Source organism: Sphaerisporangium album, assembly GCF_003323745.1.
In the GTDB taxonomy this organism is placed as follows: Bacteria; Actinomycetota; Actinomycetes; order Streptosporangiales; family Streptosporangiaceae; genus Sphaerisporangium; species Sphaerisporangium album.
Map to the genome: position 1 here is coordinate 129,160 of NZ_QOIL01000015.1, position 26,184 is coordinate 155,343.

Sequence of the window (26,184 nt, forward strand, 5' to 3'; positions counted from 1 at the left end):
CGACGGCGTGTGTGCGCCTGTCCTGCTGATCTTTACCCGGGCCGTCGCCCTGTCGGGGTGGTGTCCGGTATCGGTCGTTCGGTGTGAAGTAGGGCGATCGTCGCGCTCCGTCACTGTCGGGCGCCGCGTGGCATCGTCCGTTCCATGAAGCGCGGAGGCTTTTCACCTGCGGCGCGGTGGGCGACGCGCCGGATGGGATTGCGAGCCGTGTGATCGCTCGGTTACGTTGCGGGGTGGACGATCCCCGGTCGCGGAAGGAGACCCCGGTTGCCCGAGTCCGCGTCCCCACCCCCCGCGCAGCCCTCGCCGGCACCCGTAGGCGCTCCGGCGCGGCCGCCGCACGTCAGGACGTCCGCGCGCGTGGCGGTCGTGCTCGCGACGACCCCGGCCACCCGCCTGGCCTGCGCCGAGGGCACGCTGGCCGACCGCCTGATCGGACAGCTCGCCGCGCTCCATGCCGGCCCGGTGCATCTCATCACAAGGGTGACGCCTGTCGCGATCGGCGCCGAGGTCACGAAGGCGACCGACCCGCCCCAGTCATCACATCCCGCCCAACTCCAGCCCGAGCCGCAGTCCCAGCCTCAGCTCCAGTCCCAGCCTGGGCTCCCGCCCCCGCCTCCGGTCCCGGCGCCCCGGCCCGCCGTGCTCGTCGCCGACCCGGCCACCGGCCCGCCGCCCGAGCGGACGACCCCCGCCCCCGAGCGGACGACCCCCGCCCCCGAGCGGACGGCCCCCGCGCCCGAGCGGACGGCCCCCGCGCCCGAGCGGACGGCCCCCGCGCCCGAGCGGACGGCCCCCGCGCCCGAGCGGACGACCCCCGCGCCCGAGCGGACGACCTCCGCGCCCGAGTGGAGGGCCTCCGCCTCCAAGGCGACGGTTACCGCGTCCAGGGGGACGCGCAGCGGCGGCCTCCCCGGCGATCTGCGTGCGGTGGCCGACCTGGCACGGTCCGGCGCGGGCCCGGTCGCCGTGCTCCCAGGCGATCTGGTGGCGCACACCGAGGCCCTGGCCCTGCTGCTGTCCGACCCCGCGCGGGGCACCGGCGCGCTGGTGTCCTCCGGGTACGCCGAGGGCGACCCCGAGCTTCCCCCTGTGCGCGCCGAGCGCGCCAAGGTGGTCGCGGCGGGCAACTCGTTCCACACGGTCAGCGGCCCCAACGCCGCCTTCCGCGGGGTGCTGCACGTCGCGGAGGCCGATCTGGCGAGCCTCGCCGAGGTCGCCGACGAGCTCGCCGACCTCGCCCAGGAGGACCGCCTCGGCGACGCGGGGGAGTCGGAGGTCACGGCCCTGCTGCTGGCCGGGCTGGTGCGGGTCGGCGTGCCGGTACGGGCCGCGCCGCTCGGCCGGCTGCACTGCGAGCGGGTCACCACCCAGCCGGCCGCGGACGCCGCGATGACCCGGCTGGCGGAGGTGGACGAGAGCCACGCCCGCCTGCAGGCCGCCATCAAGTCCGACGACGGCTTCTCGTCCACCTACCTGGTCAGCTCGTGGTCGGGCCATCTCGTGCGGGCGGCCGCGCGTCTCGGCCTGTCGCCGAACGCCGTGACCGGCCTGTCCGTCGGCCTCGCGGGCCTCGCCGCCGTGGCGTTCTCGTCGGGCCGGCGCCGCGCGATGGTGGCAGGGGCCGTGCTCCTGTACCTGTCCTTCGTCCTGGACTGCGTGGACGGGCAGCTCGCCCGCTACACCCGCACGTTCTCGCCCCTCGGCGCCTGGCTGGACGCCACGTTCGACCGCGTCAAGGAGTACGTCGTCTACGTCGGCCTCGCCGTCGGGTACGCCGGTGGGGCCGACGTGGGGGCGCTGGGGTCGGACGGCATCTGGGCGATGGCGGTCGCCGCCATGCTGCTGCAGGCCGTCCGCCACATGGTCGACTTCTCCTTCGCCGACGCGCGGGCCGAGGCCGGCGCGGCCGGCGCGGGCGGCGGCGCCGTCGCGCGCGTCCAGGGGCGCCTGGACGGGAACACCGCCGCGCGCTGGCTGAGGAAGATCATCGTCCTGCCGATCGGCGACCGCATGGTGCTGATCGGCGTCACCGCCGCGCTGTTCGACGCGCGGGCGACGTTCCTGGCGTTGCTCGCCTGGGGCGGCTTCGCGTTTCTGTACACGCTCACCGGCAGGATCGCGAGGTCTTTCTGACATGACCACCACACCCGCCCGCAGGCAGCCCCGTGAGCGGCAGCGTCAGGCCGCGCCCGAGATGACCACCGTGCACATGACCCGGGTGCCGCGCAGCTCCGTGGTGACCTACCGCGACGACGGCGTGCTGGCGCGCGGCATGGGCCTGCTCGTCGCCGGGCAGCTCCCGCCCCTGCCGCCCGCGATCGCGGGGGCCTTCGTCACCGGCGTGATGCTGTTCCTCGGCGTCGCGGGCGCGGACGGCCCCGCGGTGTTCGCGCCCGCCGTGGCGCTGATGCTGGCGGGCCCAGGCAGCTCACACCCGCACGACGGGCGGCTCGACTGGCTGGTCCCGCCCATCCTGCGCGTCACCGAGTACGGCTTCATCGCCAGCGTGGGCTTCGCCTGGGGCGTCCCCCGCTTCCTGGTGCTGGCCCTGCTCGGCGCGGTGCTGTTCCACCACTACGACGTCGTCTACCGCTGCCGTCAGCACGTCTACCCACCCACCTGGCTCGCGTCGGCCGGTCTGGGCTGGGAGGGGCGTATGCTGATCATCGCCATGGGCGCCCTGCTGGGCATCGTGACGGCCGTCTTCGTGCTGGCCGCGCTGTATCTCTCGGCGTTGTTCTGCTGGGAGAGCGTCACGTGCTGGCTGGCCGCGCCCAGATCCGGCGTCGAGGCGGCCGACCTCGGCACGCAGGACTGACGGCGGGCATCCCTGGCCGGGCAAAGCCCCGGCCAAAGCCGGCCGCGCACCTCAGCCCCGAGCGTCACACGTGGCACCCCTGTCACGGCCTACATTGCCAAGGCAAGGTCTTGTAATCGAATAGGTGAACTCCCGATTACACGATCACCACCTCCAGGCAACTAACCTTTGGCCTTACAGACTTCACGCCACACTGAGGAGTGCACGTTGCTGGGAATGGTGCTGGCCGCCGGGGCCGGACGTCGGCTGCGGCCGTACACCGACACGCTGCCCAAGGCGCTCGTGCCGGTCGACGGTGAGACCACGATCCTGGACATCGCGCTGCGGAACCTCGCGGCCGTGGACCTGCGGGAAGTCGTGGTCATCGTCGGGTACGCGGCGCGGGCCGTCCACGACCGCCGGGCGGAGCTGGAGCGGCGGCACGGCGTGAAGCTCACCCTCGTGCACAACGACAAGGCCGAAGAGTGGAACAACGCCTACTCGCTGTGGTGCGCCCGTGACCACTTCGCGTCGGGTGCCCTGCTCGTCAACGGCGACACCGTCCACCCCGTCTCGGTCGAGCGCACGCTCCTGGACGCCCCAGTGACGAGCGACATCCTGCTCGCGGTGGACGACGTGAAGACGCTCGCCGACGAAGAGATGAAGGTCACACTCGACGAGGCGGGCCACCTGCGCCGCATCACGAAGCTGATGGACCCCTCCGAGGCGTACGGCGAGTACATCGGCGCGACGCTCATCCGTCCGGGCGCCGCCGAGCGTCTCGCCGACGCCCTGAAGGCCACCTTCGAGCGCGACCCGCAGCTCTACTACGAGGACGGCTACGGCGAGATGGTCTCCCGCGGCGAGCAGATCGCCGTCGCCCCCATCGGCAAGGTCGACTGGGTCGAGGTCGACAACCACGACGACCTCGCCAAGGCCAGGGAGATCGCGTGCACGTACTAGCCGGCCCGCCCGCCGGCGCGACGACGGCCTTGGAGACCGCATGCCCCTTCTAGCTCGAATGCTCACGGCCCCGCTGACCGTCGAGGTCCGCCGGGGCGCGGTGGCCCAGCTGGGCGCGCTGCTCGCCGACAGCCGGGTGGCCACCTCCGGCCGCGTGGCGGTCGCGGTGGGCTCCGGCCAGGGCGACCACATCTCCGGCATGATCGCGCCCACCCTCGGCGAGGCCGAGGTCTTCCGCGTCCCCGACGGCTCGGTCGACGCGGCCGTCTCCCTCGGCGCCGACCTGCGCAAGGGGGCGTACGAGGCCGTGGTCGGCATCGGCGGCGGAAAGACGATCGACGTCACCAAGTACGCCGCGTCGCTCGCCGGCATCCCCATGGTCGCCGTGGCGACGAACCTCTCGCACGACGGCATCTGCTCGCCGGTGTCCTCGCTGGAGCACGAGGGCGGCAAGGGGTCGTTCGGCGTCCCGATGCCCCTGGCGCTGCTCGTCGACCTGGACTTCGTGCACGACGCGCCCCCGCGGCTCGTGCGGGCCGGAGTGGGGGACGTGATCAGCAACCTGTCCGCCATCGACGACTGGCAGCTCGGCAACGTCGAGCGCGGCGAGCCCATCGACGGCCTGGCCGTCTCGATGGCGCGCACCGCGGCCGAGGCCGTGCTGGGCCGCCAGGACTCGATCGAGTCGGACGCGTTCCTGACGGTGCTGGCCGAGTCGCTGATCCTTTCGGGCATGTCGATGGTCGTCGCGGGGTCCTCGCGTCCGGGCAGCGGCGGCGACCACGAGATCCTGCATGCCATCGACCAGCTCTACCCGGGCACGTCCAACCACGGCGAGCTGGCCGGCATCGGCACGGCGTTCTGCTACTTCCTGCGCGAGGAGGACCGCCTGCTGTCGTCGGTGGTCGAATGCCTGCGCGCCCACGAGCTGCCGGTGACCCCGGGCGACATCGGGCTGACGAGCGAGCAGTTCTGCGCGGCCGTCATGCTCGCGCCCTCGACCCGTCCCGGGCGGTACACGATCCTTGAGCACCTGCGCCTGTCCGAGGCCGAGGTGCGCGACCGGGTGGAGCGATATGTCCGGGCCGTCGGTAATTGAGCTTCGCGCGGTCGCCCAGCCGCAGACCACCATGGGCCGCAACTCCGGCGAGCACTGGGCCGGCGCGCTGTACATGCGCAAGCTGTCGATCTACGTGACGTGGGCGCTGGCCCGCACCGCGATCACCCCCAACCAGGTCACCGGGCTGATGATCCTTTCCGGCGTCCTGGCGGGCGTGGTGCTGGCCCTGCCGGGGCTGTGGGCGGCCGTCGCGGCGGCCGTCCTCATCCAGGTGTACCTCCTGCTCGACTGCTCCGACGGCGAGCTGGCCCGGTGGACCCACCGCACGTCCATCACGGGCGTCTACCTCGACCGCGTAGGCCACTACTTCGCCGAGGCGGCGCTGCTGATCGGCCTGGGCTTCCGGGCGTCGGCGACGCTGCCCGACTGGTACACCGTGCTCGGCGTCGCCGCCGCGCTCGGGGCCATCCTCATCAAGTCCGAGACCGACCTGGTGGACGTCGCCCGCGCCCGCTCGGGGCTCACGGCCACCACCGAGGCCGCGGCCGAGCAGTTCCAGTCGCGGCGGCTCGGGGCGGCGCGGAAGGTCGCGGCGGCGCTGCGCTTCCACCGGGTGATCCAGGCGGTCGAGCTGTCGCTGATCGCCGTGGTCGCGGCCGTCTGGGACGCCGTGGCCGGCGGCCTGACCGCGACGCAGGTGCTGACCGTCGCCTGCGTGCTGTTCGCGGGGCTGCAGACGGTCCTCCACCTGGTGAGCATCCTGGCGTCCCGGCGGCTTGCGTGACATGACAGAGCCACGGAACCGGTGGCGCCCTGTCGGCGTCGTACCTCTATCGCGTGGAACTTTGTCAAGAGTCGCCGCCGGATTGACGTTCAATGTTCGGTGGGGGTTTCCTTACAGTTCCGATACGCTTATTTGGCAGTATGCAGACACGGCCGGGATTGCCCGCTCACACAGACTCGGTGATCATGAACACATGCGTTCTCCATGCGTCGGGGCGATGACGCGTTGAAGATCTCCTGTGTCATCCTCACTATGGGTAACCGTATCGCGGAGCTCGACCGGGCGGTCGAGTCCGCGCTGACGCAGACGGACGGCGACGTCGAGGTCGTCGTCGTGGGCAACGGCGCCGACGTCCCTCCGCTCGCGTCCGTTTCACGCATCGGGTCGGCCTCCGTCCGCATCGTGCGCATCCCGGACAACGTCGGCATCCCGGAAGGGCGCAACCACGGCGTCCGCGAGTGCAGCGGCGACGTCGTCATGTTCCTCGACGACGACGGCTGGTACGCCGACGACAAGGTGGCGGCCCACGTCCGCGAGCGCTTCGCGGACGAGCCCGACCTCGCGGTGCTGTCCTTCCGCGTCATGGACCCGGAGGGCGGCGTGGGCCAGCGCCGCCACGTGCCCCGGTTGCGTGCGGGCGACCCCCAGCGCTCCTCGCCGGTGACGACCTTCCTCGGCGGCGCCTCGGCCATCAGGCGCTCGGCGTATCTGCAGGTCGGCGGCCTTCCCGGGCACTTCTTCTACGCGCACGAGGAGACCGACCTGGCCTGGCGGCTGCTCGGCGAGGGCTACCGCATCGAGTACGACGCGGACTGCGTGATGTACCACCCACAGGTCCCGCCGACGCGCCATGCCAACTTCTACCGGCTCAACGCGCGCAACCGGGTCTGGCTGGCCCGCCGCAACCTTCCCTGGCCGCTCGCGGTCCTGTACCTCCTGGACTGGATCATGCTCACGCTGGTGCGCGAGCGCTCGTCCCTGGCGATCCGGTCCTGGTTCCAGGGCTTCGTGGAGGGCATCCGCGAACCGGCCGGCGAGCGCCGCCCCATGGCCTGGCGCACGGCCTGGCGCATGCTCCGCCTCGGCCGCCCCCCGATCGTCTGACGCTCCCAGACGGTCCGCCCGTTGCCTCATCCCGGTGGGTGAGCCCGAGCTTCTGTCTCGGGCTCACCTGCCTCTGATCGATCCGTTACGGACGGTAAGCGTCGCGACGGTGTTTTATCGTTTGGATGATCACAGCGTGTTTGCCCTCGTCAATGCGGGGCGGCTTCGGCGGAGTAGGGCTTGGCGGTCGGCGCCCGTCTCGGCCGGATGCGCGGTCGAGCGCCGCTGTCCGGGGGCCAGGGACGGATAGTGATTTTTCGCAGACTGTCCGCCATCAGTTGGCTACTGTTCAGTAGCGTGAGAAAGATGAGCCACGGCGCGCCTCGCGTCGGAACTGCATCGTTCCAATCGATCACCCGGGTCCCTCACCGGAGGTTCTCATGAGCGACGGCACACACCCAGGCAGGCATGAATCGGTATGTCCGAGCTCTCGCTTTCGACCGGCCGCCGATCGCGTCCGGCTCATTGTCGTGAATTCTTTATGTAACGCGCGGAGGGCCGGATGAAGAACGGCACCTCCGGGCCGCGGCGAATAGGAAACTGGCCTCCCCGGAGCCTGCTCGGCAGTCTGGAGCCCGCGACGCGGGAGCTCATGCTGAGGCTCGGTACCGCGACGCAGTTCGGGGCCAACGAGTCCCTGCTGCGCGAGGGGGACCCCACGTCCCGGCACGTGCTGCTGCTGATCGAGGCGTGCGTCAAGGTCGTCAGCAACACCGCCGACGGTCACACCGTCCTGCTCGCCATCAGGACCGACGGCGACCTGGTCGGCGAACTGGCCAGCCTGGACGGCCGGCCTCGGCTGGCGAGCGTCATCGCGGTCAAGCCCTCTGTGGTGCGCCGCGTCGGCCAGGCGGAGTTCCTCGACTTCCTCGACCATCACCCCACGGTGTCCCGGGCGGTGCAGCGGGTCGTCACGGCGAAGCTGCGCAACTCCACCTGGCACCGGATCGAGTACGGCAGCACGCCCGCGCCGCTGCGCCTCGCCCGCGTGCTCGTCCTGCTAGCGGCCCAGCACGGCGAGCGGGTGCGGGAGGGGATCGAGATCCGGCTCGCCCTGACCCAGCCCGACCTCGCCGCGCTGGCCGGGGCCCGGGAGCCCACCGTGCACAAGGAACTGCGCGCGCTGCGCCACAAGGGAGTGGTCGAGACCGGATACCGGCGGATCCTGATCCGTGACCCCGCCGCCCTGCACGCCATCGCGGGAATCGCCGAGATCCCGCCGGAATACGGGGTGTGGTCCGCGCCCCGGCCCCAAGGTGAGGGGGAGTGACCGGTCCGGCGCACGCCGGCGGCGAAGGGGCGACATGGACTCCGATCCGGTACGGCGACTGTGCGCCGCCGTCCGCGCGCAGGGACCGTCGCGCGCGCGGGCCGCGGACCCGCACCGTTGGCTGCTCGACGTCGTGCGGGAGGCCTGCGCGGCGGCCGATCTGGATCGGCTGTTCCTTCAGGAGCAGTGGAGCGGCGCCGGGAACCCGGGGCTCGTGCTGGTGATGCCCCCCGGCGTCCACGAGGCCCGCGTCATCGATGATCTCACGCGCGAGCTGCGCCGTGCGGCGCGGCGCTCGGCCGCCTGGCGGCTCCGACTGGCCTTCCACCAGGGGATCACCCGGCTGGGCCCCGACGGCTTCGAGGGCCGGGCGGTGACGGCGGTCAGCGGCATGTGCGCGGTCGAGAAGCTGGACGCGGAGCTGTCCGCCGACCCGCGGTGCGACCTCGCCCTGATCATCTCCTCGCCGCTGTTCGACGAGATCACCCAGCCGGAGTTCCCGGTGCTGCGCCAGGACCGGTTCCGGCGGGTGGGCGTGGAGGTGCCGGGCGCGAAGTCCCCGATGCCCGCCTGGATCCGGCTCTTCGGCCCGGAGATCGCGAAGAACCCGGAGGAATCGGAGAACCCGGCGGAAGCCGAGAACGGGGAGCGGTCGGAGAACGAGGAGAACCCGACGAAATGGAGAAGTGGGAGGAAGGCGAGAACGGGGGCGATCCGAGAACCAGAAGAATCGCGAGGAATAGCAGAATCCGGGAACCCCGCGGAACTGAGAGAACCCGGCGAGCAGGGGGAACTGGGGGAAACCGGAGAACCCCGAGAATCCGTAGAACCGGAGAGCCCGCAGAGCCTGCAGAACCCGGAGAACCCGGAGAACCCGCAGAACCCGCAGAACCCGGAGAGCCCGCAGAACCTGGAGAGCCCGCAGAACGCGGATAACGCGGGGGGACCGGAGAACGAGGAGAAGTCAGAGAAGCCGGGTAACTCGGAGAAGGAGTGACATGAGCGGTCCGGACCGCGTGCTGCGCGGAGAGGCGCCGGAGGTCGAGCAGGCCGAGCCGAGGACCCGTCCCGACGGCACCCTCGACGGCTGGCACCTGGCGCCTCTGCGCCCCCGGGACGCATTCGTGGCGCGTGCCTTCACCGACGACACGTTGTCCCTCTCGGGGGACGGCTTCTTCGTGGCCCACCTGGGATCGGCGACGCTGCGCGGAAGCTGGTGGACGGCGGGTGGCTCGTTGGAGGTCGCCGCCGAGAGCCCGCCCGGCGAGGTGCGGCCCACGTCGATCGACGGCTATCTGACCATGGACGCCGACGGGTCGTGGAGCCTGGACGCCCTCTACGTCGGCCCGGGCCGGTTCGGCGCCGTCATCGCGCGCGTGCGGCAGCGGCTGGTGTCGCTTCACGAACAGGAGGCGGGCCCGGTCGTCCGCCGGATTGGAGAGGTCCCGGTGCCGACCTCGTACGCCGTCACCCTGCGGGGTACCCACAACGGGATCCGCCTGCCCGAACAGCCGGCGATGCTGTTCCTGGAGAAACCGCCGCCCGGGTCGCCGCTCGCGGTGAACGTCACCCTGGCGACCGACACCGTCACCAGCCCCGGCGACATGATGATGATCGCCGCCGAGCCCGGCAGCTCGCGGGTCACGGCGAGCGGCGGGGTCGTCGACGTCGTCATCGACCCGGGGCCGTCCGACCCCGTCGGCGCGTTCTGGGCGTACCGGGAGCCGCGGCTGCCGATCGCCGGGCTGGTCCAGGCGCGGCGCGGCGGCGCGCGGATCGAGGTGGCCGGCGACCAGGTGACGGGCCGGCTGTGGCTCGGCGGCGTCGGCGCCGACGGGGTCGCCGGCCGGTACGAGGCGACGTTCTCGGGGCGGCGGGTCAAGGCGGACTGGGTGCCCGGCGAGGGCGGGGGCCCGCCGGGCGCGGATTCGTACCGGCAGGACCCCGCGCCGCCGTCCTCCCCTTCCGGCGGGGCCGTGGAGCGGCTGGCCGCGAAGCTTGCGGACGCGTCGCTGCGTGGCCGGTGGCGGGGCGTTCTGGGCACCGGCGTGCGTCTCGCCGTGGGCACAGGCGGCGAACCGGCCGTGCCCGGAGAGGGCTCGCGGTACGCGGGAGGAGCGGTGGTCGCGGGGGAGGGTTCGGGGGACGCGGGACGAGCGGTGGTGGCGGGGGGCGGCTCGGGAGGGGGAGCCGTCGCCGGGGAGGGGGCTGATCGCGGGGGAGGGGTGGCCGTCGCTGTCGCCGGGGACGAGTTCTGGCCCGTGTCCTCCGGGCGTGTGAACCGGGCGGCCCGGCCGGGGGGCGCCGACGCGCTCGGCCGGCGCGGGTTCCTGCGCCTCGCCCAGGGCCCGGACGTCGCGGCCGGTCTCATCCCCGACGACGGGGACCTGCGCCTGGCCGTGCTCGTCCGGGACGACAAGGACGACCCGGACGAGCCGGACGACCCGGATCGGGACGCCGACGACGCGTTCACCGCCGAGGACCGGACCGCGCTGCGCCACCTCGGCATCGACCTCCAGACGAGTGGCCGTTACGGCCAGGCGGACCGGGTGCTGGAGCGAGCGGCCAGGCTGTACGCGGATCCGCCCGAGTCCGGCGACATGGGGAAGGATGTGCTCGACCGCCTCGGGCTGGTCGAGGCGCGGATCCGCTGCGCGTTCGCCCGCTCCGACCACGCGCGGATGCGGGACCTGCTGGCCGTGCTGGCTGACCTGCGCCGCACCAGCGTGACCACGCTGAACCCATGGCGGAGCGTCGTCCGCTCAGCGGAGACCTCGGTCGCGGAGCTGGCCGAACGGCTCCGGTATTTCAGGCAGGCCGCCGCCGACGCCCGCGAGCGGCTGAGCGACGGGCCCGACCTGGTCACGGCCACCGAGGTCCACGCGGCGGCATCGGACGCCGTGGCGGCGCTCGCCCCGCTGGAGCAGGTCGTGGGCCGGATGCGGCCCGTACCCGAGGACCTCGCCACATCGACGAGCGCGGCAGCCGCGCTGGACGGGACGTCCGCCAGTGGGGCTGCCGGGTTCGGCGTGGCGTCCGCCACTGGGGCTGCCGGGTTGGACGTGGCGTCCGCCAGTGGGGCTGCCGGGTTCGGCGCGGCGCCCTCCACCAGGGGCGCCGGGTTCGGCGCGGCGCCGGCCGCCGCGGTCGCCGAGCTGGATCGGGCGCTGGCCGCCGCCGCGCACGGCCTGCGCGCCGCGGTGCCCGCGTCCTGGGAGTCGTCCGACCACACCGGCCGCGTCTACACCGAGGCGCTCGGCGAGGACGAGGTGCCCGCCCCCAGGGAACTGTTCGCGATCCTCGCCCGGGACGGAGCCGCCGAGCTGGACCTGCTGCGCGACCGGGTGGCCGGGTCGGACGCGGCGGGCGGCGCCGCACGGCTGCGGGACGGCACGCAGGAGGGACTGCGCCTGGCGAGCCGGTACGTGGAGATGGCCCGGGCGCTGCTCGACGCCGACTGGGACCGGATCCAGTCGACCCGCCGCGCGATGCCCTTCTACGAGCGCATCGTGACCCTGCTGCTGGACCTGGACGCCCCCGAGGACGCCCTGGTGGCCTCGGAGATGTCCCGGGCCCGCGCGTTCGCCGACCTCCTGGAGGCCCGGTCGGACCGTCCGGCGCCCCCTGGCCTGGAAACGGCGGGCGTCGTCGACCGCACCCGGCTCGCGGAGATCCTGGCCGCGCACGACGCCACCGTGGTGGAGTACTTCCTCACCGGCGACCTGCTGGTGATCTGGGTCGTCCCCCCGGGCGGGCGGATGCGGGTGATCCGCCGCCCGCTGGACCGCCGCCGTCTGACGGAGGCGGTCGGCACGTTCACGCGGCTCTCCCGGCTCGGCCAGCTCAGCGACCCGCTCCGCGAGGCCATGGCGGACGCGCTGCGCCTGCTGCACGCCGACCTGTGGCAGGTCATCCCCGCCGGCCTGCTGCCCGCCGATCCGGACGCCCCCGTCACGGTGGTGCCGCACGCCGAGCTGTTCCAGGTGCCGTTCTGCGCGCTGCGCGACGCGGAGGGGACCCATCTGGTCCACCGGCACGCGATCCGGGTGCTTCCCGCGCTCGCCATCCTGCCCGACCTGGCCGCCCGCCGGGCCCGCGCCGCCCGGGCGGCACCCTCACTGGTCGCGCTGGTCAACCCCGCGCCGCTGGCCGACGGCTCGTGGCCGCTGGACGCGACCGAGCGCGGCTTCGGGGACATCGCCCGCTACTACGCCGAGGGCCGCCGCCGCGTCCACCGAGGCGCGGGGGCGGGCATCGCGACGCTGCGCGAGGCGGGCGCCGAGGGCACGGTTCTGTTCCTCGGCACCCACGCCAAGGTCGTCCGGGACGACCCGATGATGTCGTACGTGGCGCTCGCCGGGTCGGACGCGGACGATGGGCTTCTGCGCGCCCGCGACGTCCCCGGCCTGCATCTGGCCGCCGACCTGGTGATCCTCGCGGCGTGCGAGACCGGGGGAGGCGAGGTGACCCCGGACGGCGTCGTCGGGTTCAGCCGGGCCTTCCTCGCCGCGGGGCCGAGCGCCCTGCTGATGACGCTGTATCCAGTGGGCGAGGTGACCACCCTCGACGTCATGGTGGAGTTCCACGGGTGCTGGCTGGAGGACGGCCTGGAGCCGGTCAGCGCCCTGAGACGGGCGCAGGCCCAGGCCGCGGCCGAGCTGTCGGCCTCCCGGGAGCCGCACGTGTGGGCGGCCTGCACCTACTACGGGCTCTGAGTCGTGCCAGGACAAATCGCGGAAGCACAGAATGGAGCCGGTTCGATGAACGACCTTCCGACCGCCGACGTCGTCGGGGACGAGCCGGAACTGGACCCGCGGGACGTGCTGTCCCGCCCGGACCTGTTCCTCACGGAGCGGTTCCTCGGCGAGGGTGAGCAGCGGTCCCGCCAGTCGGGCGCGGTGCTCGTCCGCCCGCTCGCGTACGTCGTCCCGGACGAGTGGCTCTCGCCCGTGCTGCGGAGCCGGCGCGCGAGCCTGGGCGTCGACTACTACGGCGTGCTGTTCGCCTTCGACCTGGAGGACCTGCCCGCCGGGCGCCACTACACGCGGGTGCGTTTCGAGGTCCGCCTGATCGACGAGGCGGCGATGCCGCTCAGCGTGCGGGCCGACGACGGGGCCTGGGACGATGCCGTCGGTCCGTGGCCCGCGCCGCCGGTCTCGGCGGCCACGGGCGGCGGCCGGGGCAGGTGGATGTGGAGCCGGCTGCGCCGATCGGGCCCCGGCGAGGAGGAGCCGGAGATCTTCGGCATCCGCAGGGCCGACGGGTTCGGCTACAGCCTGACCGCCCGGCAGGGAGGCGGGCTGCGCCGCAGGTACGGCCTGCACGCGCTGGTCGAGATGCCCGTGGGGACCCCCGACCTGGCGGGGAGCGCGACCCTTACCACCGAGATCACCCGAACGCGGCGTCAGCGGACGAACGTCTTCCCCACCGGCCTGCCCACGGCGGCGGCGTTCAGCGAGCGACTGCCCCCCGGCGCCCACGACGACGGGCCCGCGCCACGGCCGGGCACGTCCTCGCGTTCCCGGGCGGCCGTACGCCTGTGCGTGAGCGCGGACATCGAGAAGTACAGCCGGTTCGACGACAACGAGCAGGACGCCGCCCAGGGGCGGCTGGTCAGGGTGCTGGAGCACGCCCGGCGCAGGGCCGGGGTGCCCGAGGCCGAGGTCGATCGCCAGGCGTCGGGCGACGGCCAGTTCGCGATCCTCCCCCCGGCGATCGACGAGACGCAGGTGATCCCCGACCTGATCCGGGGGCTGCGCATCGAGCTGAAGGACGCCAACGCCGGCCTGGACGCCCATCATCGGCTGCGGCTGCGCGTGGCGCTGTGCCGGGGCATCATCCGCGAGGCCGCGAACGGCTACGTGGGCGCCGTGTCGATCGCGGTGAACCGCGTCCTGGACTCCAAGCCGCTCCGGGAGGCCCTGGCGGGCGACAGGTCCGCCGACATCGCCTTCGCCGTGACCGACTCCCTCTACCGGGAGGTGGTCGCGCACGGGTACGAGGACCTGGTGCCCTCGGAGTTCCGCCCGGCGGCCGTCGTCATCCCGGAGAAGCAGTTCTCCGAGAACGCCTGGATCTTCGTTCCCCCCGCCCTCTGATCCCCGGCGGCCCGCCCTCCCCGCGCGGTCGCCGGCACCTCACCGCCCCGGCTCGCCGGTGAACAGGTATATCTCCAGGCGGGCGGTCCCGGGGGCGAGGCCGCCGTCGTGGAAGTCCCGCATCACCGCGCGCGAGAAGACCTTCGGGTAGGACGCGCGCAGGTGCCGGTTCACCGTGCGGGCCAGATCGGACCCGGTGGTGGCGTCGCCCGCACCGAAGGTCAGCACCAGCCCGGCCCGCGCGCCGAGGAACCGGCGGTCACGGCCACGCAGCTCGCGCCTCAGCCCGCCGGCGTCGCCCGGGACCCGCACGACGGCGACCTCCGGCTTCACCGACAGGCTGATCACCACCGGCGACGGGGACGGTGAGGGGGACGGCGGTGACGGCGAAGGGGTGGCCGGGGCAGAGGACGCGGCGGGCTTGGCTGCCGTCCCCGGGGCCGGGCCGGAGACCTCGGCGCCGAGGACGACCAGCACGAGCGCGGCCAGCAGGTCCGCGAACAGCCAGCCCGCCACCGCGCGCGTGGACATGCCCCGCTCCCCGCCGAACGGCGAGATCTTCCGCGCCATCGCTCCTCCTTCAGGCCCGTCGGTGTCGCGGCGGCGAGGAGGGCCGGACGTGCGCGCCGTCCCGTGTCCCCGTACGCCTTGGCGCGTCCCCGGCTCACCGGGCCTTCTTCTCCCACAGGCCGACCATCGACCGGTCCCCTCGGCTCTGCGGCTCGGGGACGGCGAGGCCCCCGAGGAAGCGGATCAGCGCGGGCGGCCCGTCCAGCCACTCGGGGGCGATCCGTTCGGCGAACCGCGGCCCCGACAGCAGGCGGGCCGTCGAGGCCGTGCACGCCACCGCCACCTCCCCGGCCGTGGTCGAGAAGCGGTCCCACCGCAGCGCGCCGGGGTGCATGGGCAGCAGCTCCTTGGTCCGCTCCGGCCCACCCTCCTCGGGGCCGTACGCCGGGGCCAGGGTTCCGTCCGTCCTGAGCACGGTGACCGACCCGGCTCCGATGCCGAAGGCGAGATGCTCGCGCCGTTGACCGTCGCCGAGACGGGTGAGCAGGCAGGTGAGGTCCGTCGCGATGTCCTCCGGGCCGAGGGCCCGCCGGCGGGCGGCCTCGGTCAGCGGGTCGACCAGCCTGAGCGCCACGTCGCCGAGCAGCCGGTCGAGCAGGCCGGACGCGTCCGGGGCGCCCGTGACGGCCGCGCGCCAGGCCGCGTCCAGGTCCGGGGCCGCCTCCGACAGCCGGTGCTGGACGCTGCGGCAGACCTGGGCGGCGCCGACCTGCGAGCGCCTGCTGTTCGGCCGGCCCGCGGCGAGCGCGGACAGCAGGACCGGCGGGTCGAACAGCTCCAGGACGGCGAGTGAGACGGTCTGCTTGCGGAGCTGGGCGTTCTGACGGGCGTGCTCGCCCCGCACCGAGGCCGCGCGGACGGTGAGCCGGCCGAACCTGGCGCCGTCCACGACGCTGTCGGGCACGGCGTCGGGCACGTCCGGCAGCGCCTCCGGGTCGGCCAGGTGCTCGGCCCCGGGCGGGGTCTCCGGCTCCTCCTCGCGCTCGACGTACCTGATCACCTCGACGGGCCGGTCCACGTACTTGACCACCTCGACGGGCCGGTCGACCCGCTTGACCACCTCGACCGGCCGGTCCACGTACCGGACCTGCGGCTTGACGGTCGCCGGGAGCCTGCCTCGCAGGTCCCGCACCTTGCCCCACAGCACGACGCAGGTCACCAGCGCGGCCGACAGGACGATCCACACGACGATGCTGAAGAATTCCATGGTCACGAACTTTCTGGGAGCGGCGTGCCGGGTCCTGGGGCGTCGTCCTGGCGTGGAGTGGCCGCGCCGGGCGGTCGCGTCTGTTCGTGTCCGTCACCGAGCCGCCCGTTCGGCGCGGCGGCCGTTGCGGCGGCTGTTGCGGGGACGGGGGCGGTGACGGGCAGGGGGACGGCCGGGCGGCCGGCGGTCGCGGTGAGCGTCTCGCTCAGCCGGTCGGCGGCCGCGGCCGTCATCTCGGCCAGGCCCGTCAGATGGCGCTCCAGCGCCTCGAACCGGGCCACCGCCTCGGCCCGGTCGCGTGCGGCCGTCTCGGCCAGCGCGCGGAGCTGCTCGTCCGTCGTCGCGGCCGTGATCCTGGCCTGCTCCGCCTGCGCGCGCGTGGTCTCGTCGACCTGCCGCACCGCCGTGTCCAGCCGCTCGCCCACCGAGACCATCTTCTCCTCCAGATCCACGGCGGCCGCCGCGACGGCCTCCTGGTAGATGTGGCCGATGTCGCGGGCGGCCCGCTCGCCCGACGCGCCGATCTCGGCCGCGAAGCCGGTGCCCGCCGCCACGAGCCCGTCGGTGGCCTCGAAGACCCGCTTGGCCATGGCGCCCAGGGCCTCCTCCAGCCGCTCCCCGATCTCGTGCAGGGTGGTGCGGCCCGCCGCCTGGAGCGCGCCGAGCTCGCTCCTGGCGGAGTCGGCGGCCGTCTCCAGCCGGGCCGCCGCGTCCGAGACGCGTCCGGTGATCTCGTCGCCGAGCCGGACGACGACGCCGCGCAGCGCGGTGGCCGCGGAGTCCACCGCGACACCCGTCGCCTGGAGCCGTCCGATCGCGGTGGTGAGGGACACGGCCGAGGTCCGCAGCTCCCTCGACACCTGCGCGTTGCGGTGCGCGAGGTCCGAGGTGCTGCGCTGGGCCCGGTCGACGTCCTCCAGGAGTTCGCCGAGGCGGTGGGCCGCGAGCGAGAGTTCGGCGGCGAACCGGGCCGGCGAGTCCAGACGCCGCCGGCCCAGCGCCCGCTGCGCCCGGCCCAGCGCCGGCACCAGCTCCAGGAGCAGCTCGTCGCGACGCCGGGAGGCGGCCCGCTCGTCGGCCTGCCGCAGCCAGGAGACGGTCGCCGTGACGCCGATGAGCAGGCAGATGGACCCCAGCGCGTAGGCGGCCACATGGGTCAGGTCGAGCAGGCCGGTGAGCCGCCCGCCGAAGCCGCTCTGCCACAGCTCCAGGAAGCTGTGGCCCGCGGCGGCGCGTCCGTCCCGCGGGTCGCCCAGCATGTCGCCGTAGGCGGCGGCCGCGTTGCTGATGCCCAGCCACGTGCACAGCAGCGGCAGGAAGACCAGGCTGGAGGCGAGCAGCGACAGGGACCGGCGCAGCCGGGCGCGGCGCGGCGGCACGGGGGCGAGCATGTCGTCGCGCGCGAACGTCGCGAGCAGGTCCGTGCCGGTCCAGCGATCGGCGTCGGCCGAGCCGCCGCGCAGGATCGCGCTCAGCTCCTCCAGTTCCGCGGCGCGGCCCCTCAGCTCGGGTTCCTTCGCGAGCTGGTCGATCGCCGCCGCGACGGCACGGTCGGTACCGTCGGGGTACTCCTCCATCACCGCCCCGTCCTCTCTACGCCCGAGGGGGGATCCGGCGCGATCCTCGGACGCGTTCCCAGTGAACACAGGACGTTTCACCGGAAACCCGTTTAAGGACGGGATGCGGTGCCCGGTTCCCTCCGTACGCTCACGCCGTACTCCGGGAGGGAGGGCCGGCCTTATGGCGATCGACGAGATAGCGGCGATGCGCGCGGACGCCGAGATGCTGCGCGCCGCGCTGAACGCCCATGTGTTCCCTGACGACGAGACGCTGCGCGCGGTGCGCGACCGCGTCGAGCAGCACGCGGTCGACCTGGTCAGACAGGCGGACGAGCCGATCACCATCGGTGTGGTGGGCGCGTTCTCGGTCGGGAAGTCCATGATGATCGGCACGCTCCTGGGCCGTCCCGATCTGCTCCCCACCGAGCAGCGCGCGACCACGGGCAACGTCACGGCGCTCTACCTGAAGCCCGGCGAGCCGGGTGCGCGCACCGAGTGGGACGAGCTCGTGACCGTCTCGTACATGAGCCGGCAGGAGCTCTCCGACTGCGTGCGCGACATGCTCGGCGAGCTCGTCGTGTCCGTCAAGAAGATCTTCCCCGACGCCGACGTCGCCCCGCTGTCCGAGTACGACCCGACCACGCAGGGCTGGGACCGGCTGGAGCACTGGTGCCGGGCCCAGGTGTGGGCGGGGGCGCACGGCAACATCGAGCACCGGAAGATCGCCGTGGAGCTGCTGGCCGTCCGCGACGCCCAGCTGAGCGCGCCCGACGTGCTCGGCCAGAGGGTGGTCGTGGCCGGCAAGCTCATCCGCGACGCCATCGACCTCGGCGCCGACATGCCGGTACCCGGGCACTTCCCGCCCCGGTCGGTCCACTCGGTCACCCTGGAGGGGGTCAAACGCGACGGTGACGCCCTGCGCGCCACTTTTCCCCTGATGAAGCGCGTGTCCTACGAGGTGCGCGTGGATCCGCGGGTGTGGCCGCTGGACGGCCTGCGCGACCGCAACGAGGTCGTGCTGCTGGACTTCCCCGGGCTCGACTCGCGGCGCTCGGCGCTGCGGGACGAGTACCTGAGCCGCAGCGAGCTTCGCGACATCCACACCATCATCACGGTGATCGACGCGGACAACCCGTCCACCAGCGTGCCCGACCGGTTCTACGGAATGCTGCAACGGTACGGGCGCGAGGAGAAGGAGTTGCGCGACTACGTCCTGGTCGCGGGCAACCGCTTCGACCTCGTCCCCGTGCCCGCGGCGGGCGTCCACGACCGGCTGACCTTCGCCGATCTGCGCGCGGCGTCCCAGAAGCTGACCGGCCTGTCCAACACGGCGCTCAACCTCGTGCAGGACCAGGCCGAGCGGATCCGGCTGGTCTCCTCGCCCGTGGCGATCAGCAGGAACGGGCTGACCGGCCATTTCCCCGGCGAGGAAGGCGAGAAGGTCCAGGCCGCCGTGGCCGCCGCGCCCGAGGTCGCCGACGCGTGGCGTGAGGTCGCCGCACGGCTGACCGCCGCCGACCCGGCCGACCCGTGGGCGGTCTCGCTGGCGGGCTTCGCCGAGGACGGCGGCATGGAGGGGCTGCGCAAGCTGATCGAGGACCACGCGCGCACGCACGGTCTCCAGAACAAGCTGCTCACCATGCGCAGCCAGGACCGGCGCATGCGCCAGGCGCTGGTCCAGCTCGAACGGCTGCTGCTGGCCGAGGAGGCCACCGACGACGACAACGCCTCGGCCCGCCGGGTCGTCGAAGGACTGCTCGACGACTTCCGGCTTCGCCACCAGCGGGTGGCCGAGTCGCTCAGGACGCTCCGTGACCCGGCCGGGCTGCGCGCCCCCGACGGGGCGCCTTTGCTGGAGCGGATCCGCACCTCCGCGGTCACCGAGGTCATGCGGTGGCCGGAGTGGCAGGCCATCCTCCAGCGATCCCAGGACGGATTCATCCAGAAGTCCAGACCCGTCCGGCCGGCTGAGGACGACCCCTTCGGGCTGGGCGACCTCCTCGGCCAGGGCTCCATCGGCAACGAGACCACCGAGACCTTCTTCGACTCCTACGCCGCCGCGCTCGGGACGGCGACCGGCCTTGGACGCCGGGGCGTCGAGGAGGCGGCGCTGCGCTGGATCGAGGATTCCTGCGCGGAGCTCGGCGACCTCAAGGAGCGGTTGCGCGACCCGGAGGTCGAAAGGCTGCTGGCGGTCGGGCTGCCCAGGCTCGGCCGGCTCTACGGTGAGGGCGATCTCGGGCAGGTGCTCGACCGGCTGGCCGACCTGTCGTGGATGGCCAAGGGCATCAAGAGGATCCTCGACGGCGAGGTGCCGGCCGAGTACGTCACCGCGGGGTACCCCCTCCACCTGGTGCGGGCGCTGCCGTGGCACGAGAAGGTCCGCGAGGCGCCGGACGACGCCGAGCAGCAGATGGCCCGGCACCAGTTCTACGTCTTCCGGCTCCAGCGGGAGCTGTGCAACGGCCTCACCGCCGGGCTGACGGCCCAGGTCAACGCCGACGTCGACCGCCTGCACGACGGGATGCTGAAGGTGCTCCAGAGCCTGTGGCAGCGGATCCCGGGCCCCGCCGCGCCCCGCCTGATGTTCCCGCCGGACCGTAGGCCACCGGAGGAGAAGGGCGGACCCACGCAGGACGGCGGGACCGGGCCGGGCGGCGGGACCGGGCCGGGCGGCGGGACCGGGCCGGGCGGGGGTCCGGGAGGCGGCGGGCGTCCGCTCATCGAAGTGATCGCGGAACTGAGGAGCCGGTGATGTTGCTGGAACTGTCCTTCGAAACGCCCGGCGAGCACGTGCAGGTCGCCGCCACCGGGGCGTTCCGCCTGTACGAGACCCACGGCTTCTACGTCCTGCCCGACGTCGTGCTGTTCACGGGGCCGGCCGTCCCGAAGGCGGAGCTGCAGGAGGCCGCCGTCGTGAAGGCGAGTGGGGCGACGCCCGACCAGCAGGGGCTCGCGGACACGATCCGCTCGGCGTGGAACGACGCCGCCGACCGGGCCGACGTGTGGGAGACCGGGCGGAGCTGGGTGTCCGGCAGGCGGGAGCTGGCCACCCGGGTCGTCGTGTCCGCCGGGCTCCCGGTGTTCGGCCCCGGCGCGTCCCCCGAGGCGGTGGTGACCTGGCGATACGTGTACACGGACGTCACCGGCGTGTCGGCGTCCAACGACGTGCGGGTACGCCTGGTCTTCATGCCGGTCGGAGTCCAGCCACCGCCCCCGGCCCCCGAGGAGGGCGCCTCACGCCGCCACAAGCCGACCGTGCTGCGCGTGCGCGGCGAGGACGAGAAGGACTACACCGGTTTCGCCGTGGTCGACTTCGGCACCTCGTCCTCGGCGGTGGCGCTGTACGACTCGCGGTACGTCAACCAGCGGGCGATAGACGTCGGGCAGGCGGCGAAGCTGCGCGAGAAGCTGGCGGGGCTGCTGCGCGCCGCGCCGCCGTCGCCGCTTGACGCGCCCTGGCGGGACCTCCTTCGGGAACTCGTCGAGACCGTCCGGCCGCGGGCGGGGAACGCCGGGCTCGCGGACGCCGCGGCGCTCGCCGACCGGCTGGAGGGGCGTCCCGTGTCCGGTGGCGGGGGCACCGACCCGCTGCTGGACGAGGTCTGCCTGGTGCTGGAGAAGTCGCTCGCCGCGTGCGGGACCGACCTCGCCGAATGGTTCGCGCCCCGGTTGCTGGAGTGCTTCGACCGCGCGTTCACGGTGCCGAACCTGGAGGAGCTGCAGATCCGCGAGGTCGTCTTCGACCCCGACAAGGACCTGCGGGAGCGGCCGAGCTCGATCCGCGTCACGAACGAGAACCCGGTCGAGATCGAGCTCAGCGTGGACGGCCAGGGCGTGCGGCGGGACCTGAAGAACTACCTGTTCGAGAGCGAGCTCCTGCCCGGCATGACCGTCGAGGACGGCCGCGAGGCCACCACCGACGACCTGATCGCGCGCGTGTACCGCATCCTCGTCGAGGCCACGGAGAACTTCGCCCGCGACGGGGACGAGAAGCCGGTCGAACGGCTGATCAACCTGGTGGCCACCTACCCGACCACCACCCCGCCCTCCGCCCGCCGTCACCTGCACGACCTGCTCGAAGTGTCCCTCGACCTGAAGAAGGTCGTCATCGACTTCGACGAGGGGGTGGCCGCCGGCCTGTACTTCCTGATGCGCGACTTCGGCAGCGGCCGGCTGGAGTTCGGCGCCGAGGCGATCCGCGCCCGCGCCCGCCTGGTGTCCGAGGATCCGCCCACCTGGCGGCAGAACATGCTGCTCGTCGACATCGGGGCCGGCACGACCGACATCGCGCTGATCGGCCTCACCCTCCAGGACATCACGCCCGAGCACCCCGACAGCCTCGTCCGGGGACGGCTCTACATTCTGCGCCCGGAGGTGTTGAACTCCACCGGCCACGCCCAGCTCGGCGGGAACTACCTGACGCTGCGGGTCTTCTACTGGATCAAGGCGGCGCTGCTGGACTCGCTGCTGTCGGGTCCCGGCGACGAGCAGACGCGGCGGCGGCTCGCCGACCGCGTCTTCGGCAGACTCCGCGGCAAGGGCACGGACCAGGAGCAGCCGCGGGTGCCGCTGGCGCCGCTGGTCGTCGGCTCGGACGCGGAGGACCCGGTCCCGGAGGAGATCGGCAACGCCCTGACCGCGGGCCTGCCCACAAGCTGGCACCGCCGTCAGGAGGGGTGGCAGAAGGCGCAGGACGCCTTCCAGCTCCTGTGGAACCTCGCCGAGAGCGCCAAGATCAAGATGAGCGGGACCGAGGACGAAGGCATCGACCTCGGCCACACGGCCCTGCAGGACCTTCTGCTCGCCGTCGACGCGCAGAAGGTCTCCGGCCTGCCCAAGCTGAGCGACCTCCTGCCGAAGACGGACCTGCGGCTGTCCCGCGCGGACTTCGAGACACTGCTCCGTCCGGCGTTGCAGGAGGCGGCGGAGCTGGCCGCGTGGCTGGTGCGCACCACGTCGACCGACTCGGAGGACGCCGCGCTCGACCGCGTCATGCTGTCCGGCAAGACCAGCAAGATGCCGCTGCTGTCCCGGGTCGTCACCGATGTGCTCGCGCACGGCGAGGAACGACTGCCGTGGAACCCGTCCGAACTCGCCGTCGAGTCCGAGCGGGCCAAGCAGGCGGCGTCGCTCGGAGCCTGCTGGGCGCAGGCGATCCGCGAGCGCGGCACCGGCGGCGGCGAGTCGGAGCTGGACCGGGGACGGACGTGGGTCAACATCGACGTCGAGAACCTTTTCCACAGCCTGCCGTGCGGGTTCCAGCTCAAGCTCACCGCCAGGCAGAGCAAGACGCTGCTGTGGCCCGGCACGAAGATGATCGAGGTGGACGACAGGGGCACGCTGGCGGCCAGGGCCGCCCAGTGGCAGCCGATGATCCCCAACTTCGAGATCCATCGCCCCACCGGCTGGGGGAGGACCATCCAGTGGGGGGTCTTCCGCACCTACAACTACCAGGACCGGGGCGGCTACCGCCCGGACAGGACCATCTTCGAGCCGAGCTCGGACGGCACCCGTCCCGCGCTGGTGCGGGCGCAGCTCGAAGTCGACCAGTCTCTCACCCCGTACCTGCACCTGAGCCACGGACCGGCCCACTACCACGTCGGGATGGTCCCGAACCAGGTCATCGAGCTGCGCGAGGCGCTCGGCGCGTCCTTCTGGAGCACCGAGGAACGGCGGCTGCGCGAGCTGCCCGCGACGGTCTGCGTCGTGGCCGCGGACGCCGACGGATCCGACGGCGCGGTCGAGCTGTTCCCCCAGTGGCGGCCCGCCGCCGGCGACGAGGCGACCGGCTACTTCACCCGGTTCTTCCACGACGAGCCGCACCTGGAGAGCCCGGCCGTCCCCGGGGTGATCTCCGCGCCGCTGCCGGCCCCCTCCTCCGAGGGGGACTATCGCTTCTTCCTGCGCAGGCCCGACGGGAAAGAGGAGGAGCTGGACACGCTGCACGTCATCGGCCGGCGGGGGCCCGTCGCGCGGTACGTGGCGACCCTGGACGTGCGGGGACGGCTGCGCCTGCACCGGGGCGAGCCCCGCTACTGGGAGGCAGGGTCCGTGCGTGACGTCGAGCGGACGCCCGGATCGGTCCTGCGCGTCCCCATGGAGCCTGGCGAGCCCGAGCTGAGGCCCGAGCGCAACCCGTTCAACGGAAGGCACTGATCCGCCATGACCACGCCGAGCGCCGCCGGCCCCGAACGACTCGGCCCGGCGATGATCGAGATCCTCACCCGGCTTCCCGAGGGGCGGGCCCGTCCCGTCCGGGCGAAGCTCCGTGAGCTGTACGACACCCTCCACGACGGCTTGAAGTCGGCCCTCGACGTCGAGGCGCCCGACGGGTGGGAACAGGAGTACCTGCTGGTACGGGCGGCGGAGGAGGCACTGGAAACCGTGCTCTACACGGCCCGTACAGGAGGCGCGCCCCCGCTCCTGAACCCGTCGCCGTCCCCGGCACCGACCGTCGCCCTGGCTCCGCAGGAGGGCCACGCCCACGATTCGCTCCTGACCCCCACCGAAGAAGCAGGCAACACGGGCGACGACGGCAACGCGGGCAACGCAACCGACGTAGCCGACAGGACCGACGCGACCGACGCCGTCACAGCCGGACCCATGGCGCCCGTCCCGAACGCGTCCGCGGACGAACCCGCGGCCGCGACGACCCCGGCGAAGGACAGCGTGCGTGAAAGCACCCTGGTGGCCGCAGATGTCACTGAAGACATCCCGGTTCCCGGCGGCGAGGAGACGTCCGCGGAGGCCCGGCCCCCCGCGCCTCGGCCGAGCCGGGCGGAAGTCGTGGCGGGCGCGCTACGGCAGCTCTGTCGTGAACTGGCCGACGACCCGGAGACCAGGGACTACGCCGTCGCCTACGAGCTGGACCACCTGACGGGCTCTCCTGATGAGTGGTCGGCGGCCGTACGGCGACGGACGTCCCTGTTGTTCCTGCGCCTGGCCCCGGCCGCGGAGGAGACGTGGAGGAAGCGCGCGGCCGAGCTGGTCTCCCGGGCCCTCCGCGACAACGGTCACCCCGAGGACGTCGACGAGGGCGATCTCGAATCGGCGAGCGGCCCGGAGGGCCGGTCCGACTCCGGGCCGCCGCAGGTCCTCGACCCGGACGTGATCACGGAGCTCCTCGGCTCGGACCCCCGGCGCGGCGAACCGTGGAGGCGGCTGGCGGAGCTGGCCGCCTCGGTGATCTGGCTGGCCGAGCACGACCCGGCGACATGGATGGGCTTCTCCGCCCTCGCGCCGGACAAGAATCTGCGCCCGGCGGCCGGCGAGGTCACGTCGTACCGCTCGGCCATGGGCAGCCGCTTCGACAATCTCCTGGCGGCGGATCCCGGCAGCGTCGAGGAATTCGCCCGGCTGGCCGAAACCGACGAGGCGATCCGGGGCCTCGTGCCGATCCCTCTGCCGCAACAGAACAGCTGGTGGGACCGGCAGGTGAGGTTACTGCGGACGATCAACGACGAGCACTCTGAGGGACGGCATGCGATCGTCATCGCCCCTGGAAGCGCTCCGTTCAAGGAGCTGTGGAAGGCCGGGCGGGTGAGCGACGACTCCATCGCGCTCACCGGGGAGGGGTACCGCGATCTGCTGCGCTGTGACAAGGGGAGCGTGGTGTGGACTCTGCGCGTGGGGTACGGACCGGACAAGCTCTGCCGGGTCGCCTATGTCCCCAGCGCGTCACCGATACCCTCCTCGTCCCGGCGCACTCCGCCGCCGACGTGAGCGCGGTGCCGGACCGCTGGCCACGGCTCGCGTCGCTGCTCGCGAGGATGCCCGCGACGGTCACCGGAGGACTGCTGCCGCAGTGCCTGCTGGACGACCTCACCACCATCACGACCGGCGCGCTGTCGAGAGGCGAGTACGAACTGCGCGTCCTCGCCGTGTCGGCCGTGAGCACCGCGACCGGCACGACGGCCGAAGCCCTGCGCACGACGCTCGCCGGAACCCCCATGGAACCGCCGCTCGCCCTCACGGTCGCGCCGGTCTGCGATCCGTACGACGGCACCCCTGCCGGGTCGACGGCGGCCATGACGCTGCGCACCGCGCTGACCGGCGCGCATGCGGCGCTCGTGGTCGTCGACTACGGGGACATCTACGGGCACACGTCCGGGCACACGTCCGCAGACACGTCCGGGCACCGCTCTGGGTACGTCTCCGGGAACACCGCGCCGGACGGCGCGCCCGAGCGCCTCCACCAGGCCGCCGCCTGGTTCTCCGTCGCCCTCGAACACACCGGTCCCGACCGGACGACACTCGTCGTCGACGGCCTCGGACGCGCGCGGTCCGAACCCGTCGTGGCCGCCGCCTGGGCGCGGCAGCGGGCCCGCGCCACGCTGCGCCTGCCCCTGTCCTGGCCCGACGAGGCGATCGTCCCCGTCGACTCGGCGCTCGCCGTCGAGGCCGCGCGGCGCGACGGCAGATGGGCGGACGAGGACCGGCGGGCGTCCGGCATGCCCGGCCTGCTGGACCGGATCACCGGCCCGCTCGCGGCCGATCCCGCCGCCGTCTACACGTCCACGGCCGTCGAGCGGTTCCACGCCGCCTGTGCGCGGGTGAGCCGGCGATGTACGGAAATCCTCGCCCTCGACGTCTCCACCGCACCCGCGCGCCCCGGCGTGCGCGCCGGAGGAGCCGCGCAGCGCCGGGCACGGCTCGCCGCGATGGCGGCCGCCCCCCTGGCCGCCGAGGTCGCCCGCACCGACATCACCGGACGGCGCCCTCCGGGCCGCGCAGGGGCGGCTGCCCGGACAGCACCTTGCCCATGAC

General features: G+C 73.2%; 17 protein-coding genes. 14 read left to right on the forward strand and 3 right to left on the reverse strand.

Annotated features, from left to right (window positions below; translation table 11 throughout):
• Positions 1 to 360 precede the first annotated feature (360 nt).
• The 10 genes from DQ384_RS43710 (at position 361) to DQ384_RS25550 (ending at position 14,079) form a co-directional block, all read left to right on the forward strand.
• Positions 361 to 2,136 carry a CDP-alcohol phosphatidyltransferase family protein gene (locus DQ384_RS43710; RefSeq protein WP_281274104.1) on the forward strand — a complete coding sequence of 592 codons (1,776 nt, stop codon included), beginning with the start codon at positions 361 to 363 and terminating at the stop codon, positions 2,134 to 2,136.
• A 1-nt stretch (position 2,137) separates the two neighbouring features.
• Positions 2,138 to 2,821 carry a DUF5941 domain-containing protein gene (locus DQ384_RS43715; RefSeq protein WP_281274105.1) on the forward strand — a complete coding sequence of 228 codons (684 nt, stop codon included), beginning with the start codon at positions 2,138 to 2,140 and terminating at the stop codon, positions 2,819 to 2,821.
• Between the two features lie 207 nt (positions 2,822 to 3,028).
• Positions 3,029 to 3,763: a phosphocholine cytidylyltransferase family protein gene (locus tag DQ384_RS25515; protein ID WP_114031407.1), complete on the forward strand. Its 735-nt coding sequence runs from the start codon at positions 3,029 to 3,031 to the stop codon at positions 3,761 to 3,763.
• 40 nt (positions 3,764 to 3,803) lie between these two features.
• Complete coding sequence (locus DQ384_RS25520; RefSeq protein WP_114031408.1) at positions 3,804 to 4,862, forward strand: iron-containing alcohol dehydrogenase family protein; 1,059 nt, start codon at positions 3,804 to 3,806, stop codon at positions 4,860 to 4,862.
• Positions 4,840 to 5,607, forward strand: coding sequence for a CDP-alcohol phosphatidyltransferase family protein (locus DQ384_RS25525; RefSeq protein WP_114031409.1), 768 nt, complete (start codon positions 4,840 to 4,842; stop codon positions 5,605 to 5,607). Before DQ384_RS25520 ends, DQ384_RS25525 begins: the two co-directional genes overlap by 23 nt.
• Positions 5,608 to 5,811: 204 nt before the next feature.
• The gene (locus DQ384_RS25530; protein ID WP_114031410.1) at positions 5,812 to 6,711 is read left to right on the forward strand and encodes a glycosyltransferase family 2 protein; all 900 of its coding nucleotides are present in this window, start codon (positions 5,812 to 5,814) and stop codon (positions 6,709 to 6,711) included.
• Between the two features lie 502 nt (positions 6,712 to 7,213).
• A complete protein-coding gene (locus tag DQ384_RS25535; protein WP_114031411.1) occupies positions 7,214 to 7,981 on the forward strand; it encodes a Crp/Fnr family transcriptional regulator in 768 nt (255 codons plus the stop codon).
• A gap of 34 nt (positions 7,982 to 8,015) precedes the next feature.
• Positions 8,016 to 8,978: a hypothetical protein gene (locus tag DQ384_RS40535; RefSeq protein ID WP_147268892.1), complete on the forward strand. Its 963-nt coding sequence runs from the start codon at positions 8,016 to 8,018 to the stop codon at positions 8,976 to 8,978.
• Position 8,979: 1 nt separating this feature from the next.
• Complete coding sequence (locus DQ384_RS25545) at positions 8,980 to 12,696, forward strand: CHAT domain-containing protein (RefSeq protein WP_147268893.1); 3,717 nt, start codon at positions 8,980 to 8,982, stop codon at positions 12,694 to 12,696.
• Positions 12,697 to 12,741: 45 nt separating this feature from the next.
• Positions 12,742 to 14,079: a hypothetical protein gene (locus DQ384_RS25550; RefSeq protein WP_114031414.1), complete on the forward strand. Its 1,338-nt coding sequence runs from the start codon at positions 12,742 to 12,744 to the stop codon at positions 14,077 to 14,079.
• Positions 14,080 to 14,118: 39 nt separating this feature from the next.
• Here the strand turns inward: DQ384_RS25550 and DQ384_RS25555 are convergent, their stop codons facing one another.
• The 3 genes from DQ384_RS25555 to DQ384_RS25565 form a co-directional block, all read right to left on the reverse strand.
• Positions 14,119 to 14,649 (reverse strand): hypothetical protein, encoded by a 531-nt coding sequence (locus DQ384_RS25555; RefSeq protein WP_114031415.1) that lies wholly within the window; start codon positions 14,647 to 14,649, stop codon positions 14,119 to 14,121.
• A gap of 94 nt (positions 14,650 to 14,743) precedes the next feature.
• Positions 14,744 to 15,856, reverse strand: coding sequence for a protein phosphatase 2C domain-containing protein (locus DQ384_RS25560; RefSeq protein WP_114031416.1), 1,113 nt, complete (start codon positions 15,854 to 15,856; stop codon positions 14,744 to 14,746).
• 2 nt (positions 15,857 to 15,858) lie between these two features.
• On the reverse strand, positions 15,859 to 17,436 hold the full coding sequence (locus DQ384_RS25565; protein WP_181871403.1) for a coiled-coil domain-containing protein: 1,578 nt from the start codon (positions 17,434 to 17,436) through the stop codon (positions 15,859 to 15,861).
• A 160-nt stretch (positions 17,437 to 17,596) separates the two neighbouring features.
• Between DQ384_RS25565 and DQ384_RS25570 the strand changes: the two genes are divergently transcribed.
• The 4 genes from DQ384_RS25570 to DQ384_RS25585 are packed head-to-tail and all read left to right on the forward strand — an operon-like array spanning position 17,597 to position 26,183.
• On the forward strand, positions 17,597 to 20,170 hold the full coding sequence (locus DQ384_RS25570; protein WP_181871404.1) for a P-loop NTPase family protein: 2,574 nt from the start codon (positions 17,597 to 17,599) through the stop codon (positions 20,168 to 20,170).
• Positions 20,170 to 23,574, forward strand: coding sequence for an acetate and sugar kinases/Hsc70/actin family protein (locus DQ384_RS25575; protein WP_114031419.1), 3,405 nt, complete (start codon positions 20,170 to 20,172; stop codon positions 23,572 to 23,574). The genes DQ384_RS25570 and DQ384_RS25575 overlap by 1 nt, the downstream gene beginning before the upstream one ends.
• A 6-nt stretch (positions 23,575 to 23,580) precedes the next feature.
• A complete protein-coding gene (locus tag DQ384_RS25580) occupies positions 23,581 to 25,140 on the forward strand; it encodes a hypothetical protein (protein WP_114031420.1) in 1,560 nt (519 codons plus the stop codon).
• On the forward strand, positions 25,137 to 26,183 hold the full coding sequence (locus DQ384_RS25585; RefSeq protein ID WP_114031421.1) for a hypothetical protein: 1,047 nt from the start codon (positions 25,137 to 25,139) through the stop codon (positions 26,181 to 26,183). The genes DQ384_RS25580 and DQ384_RS25585 overlap by 4 nt, the downstream gene beginning before the upstream one ends.
• Position 26,184 lies beyond the last annotated feature (1 nt).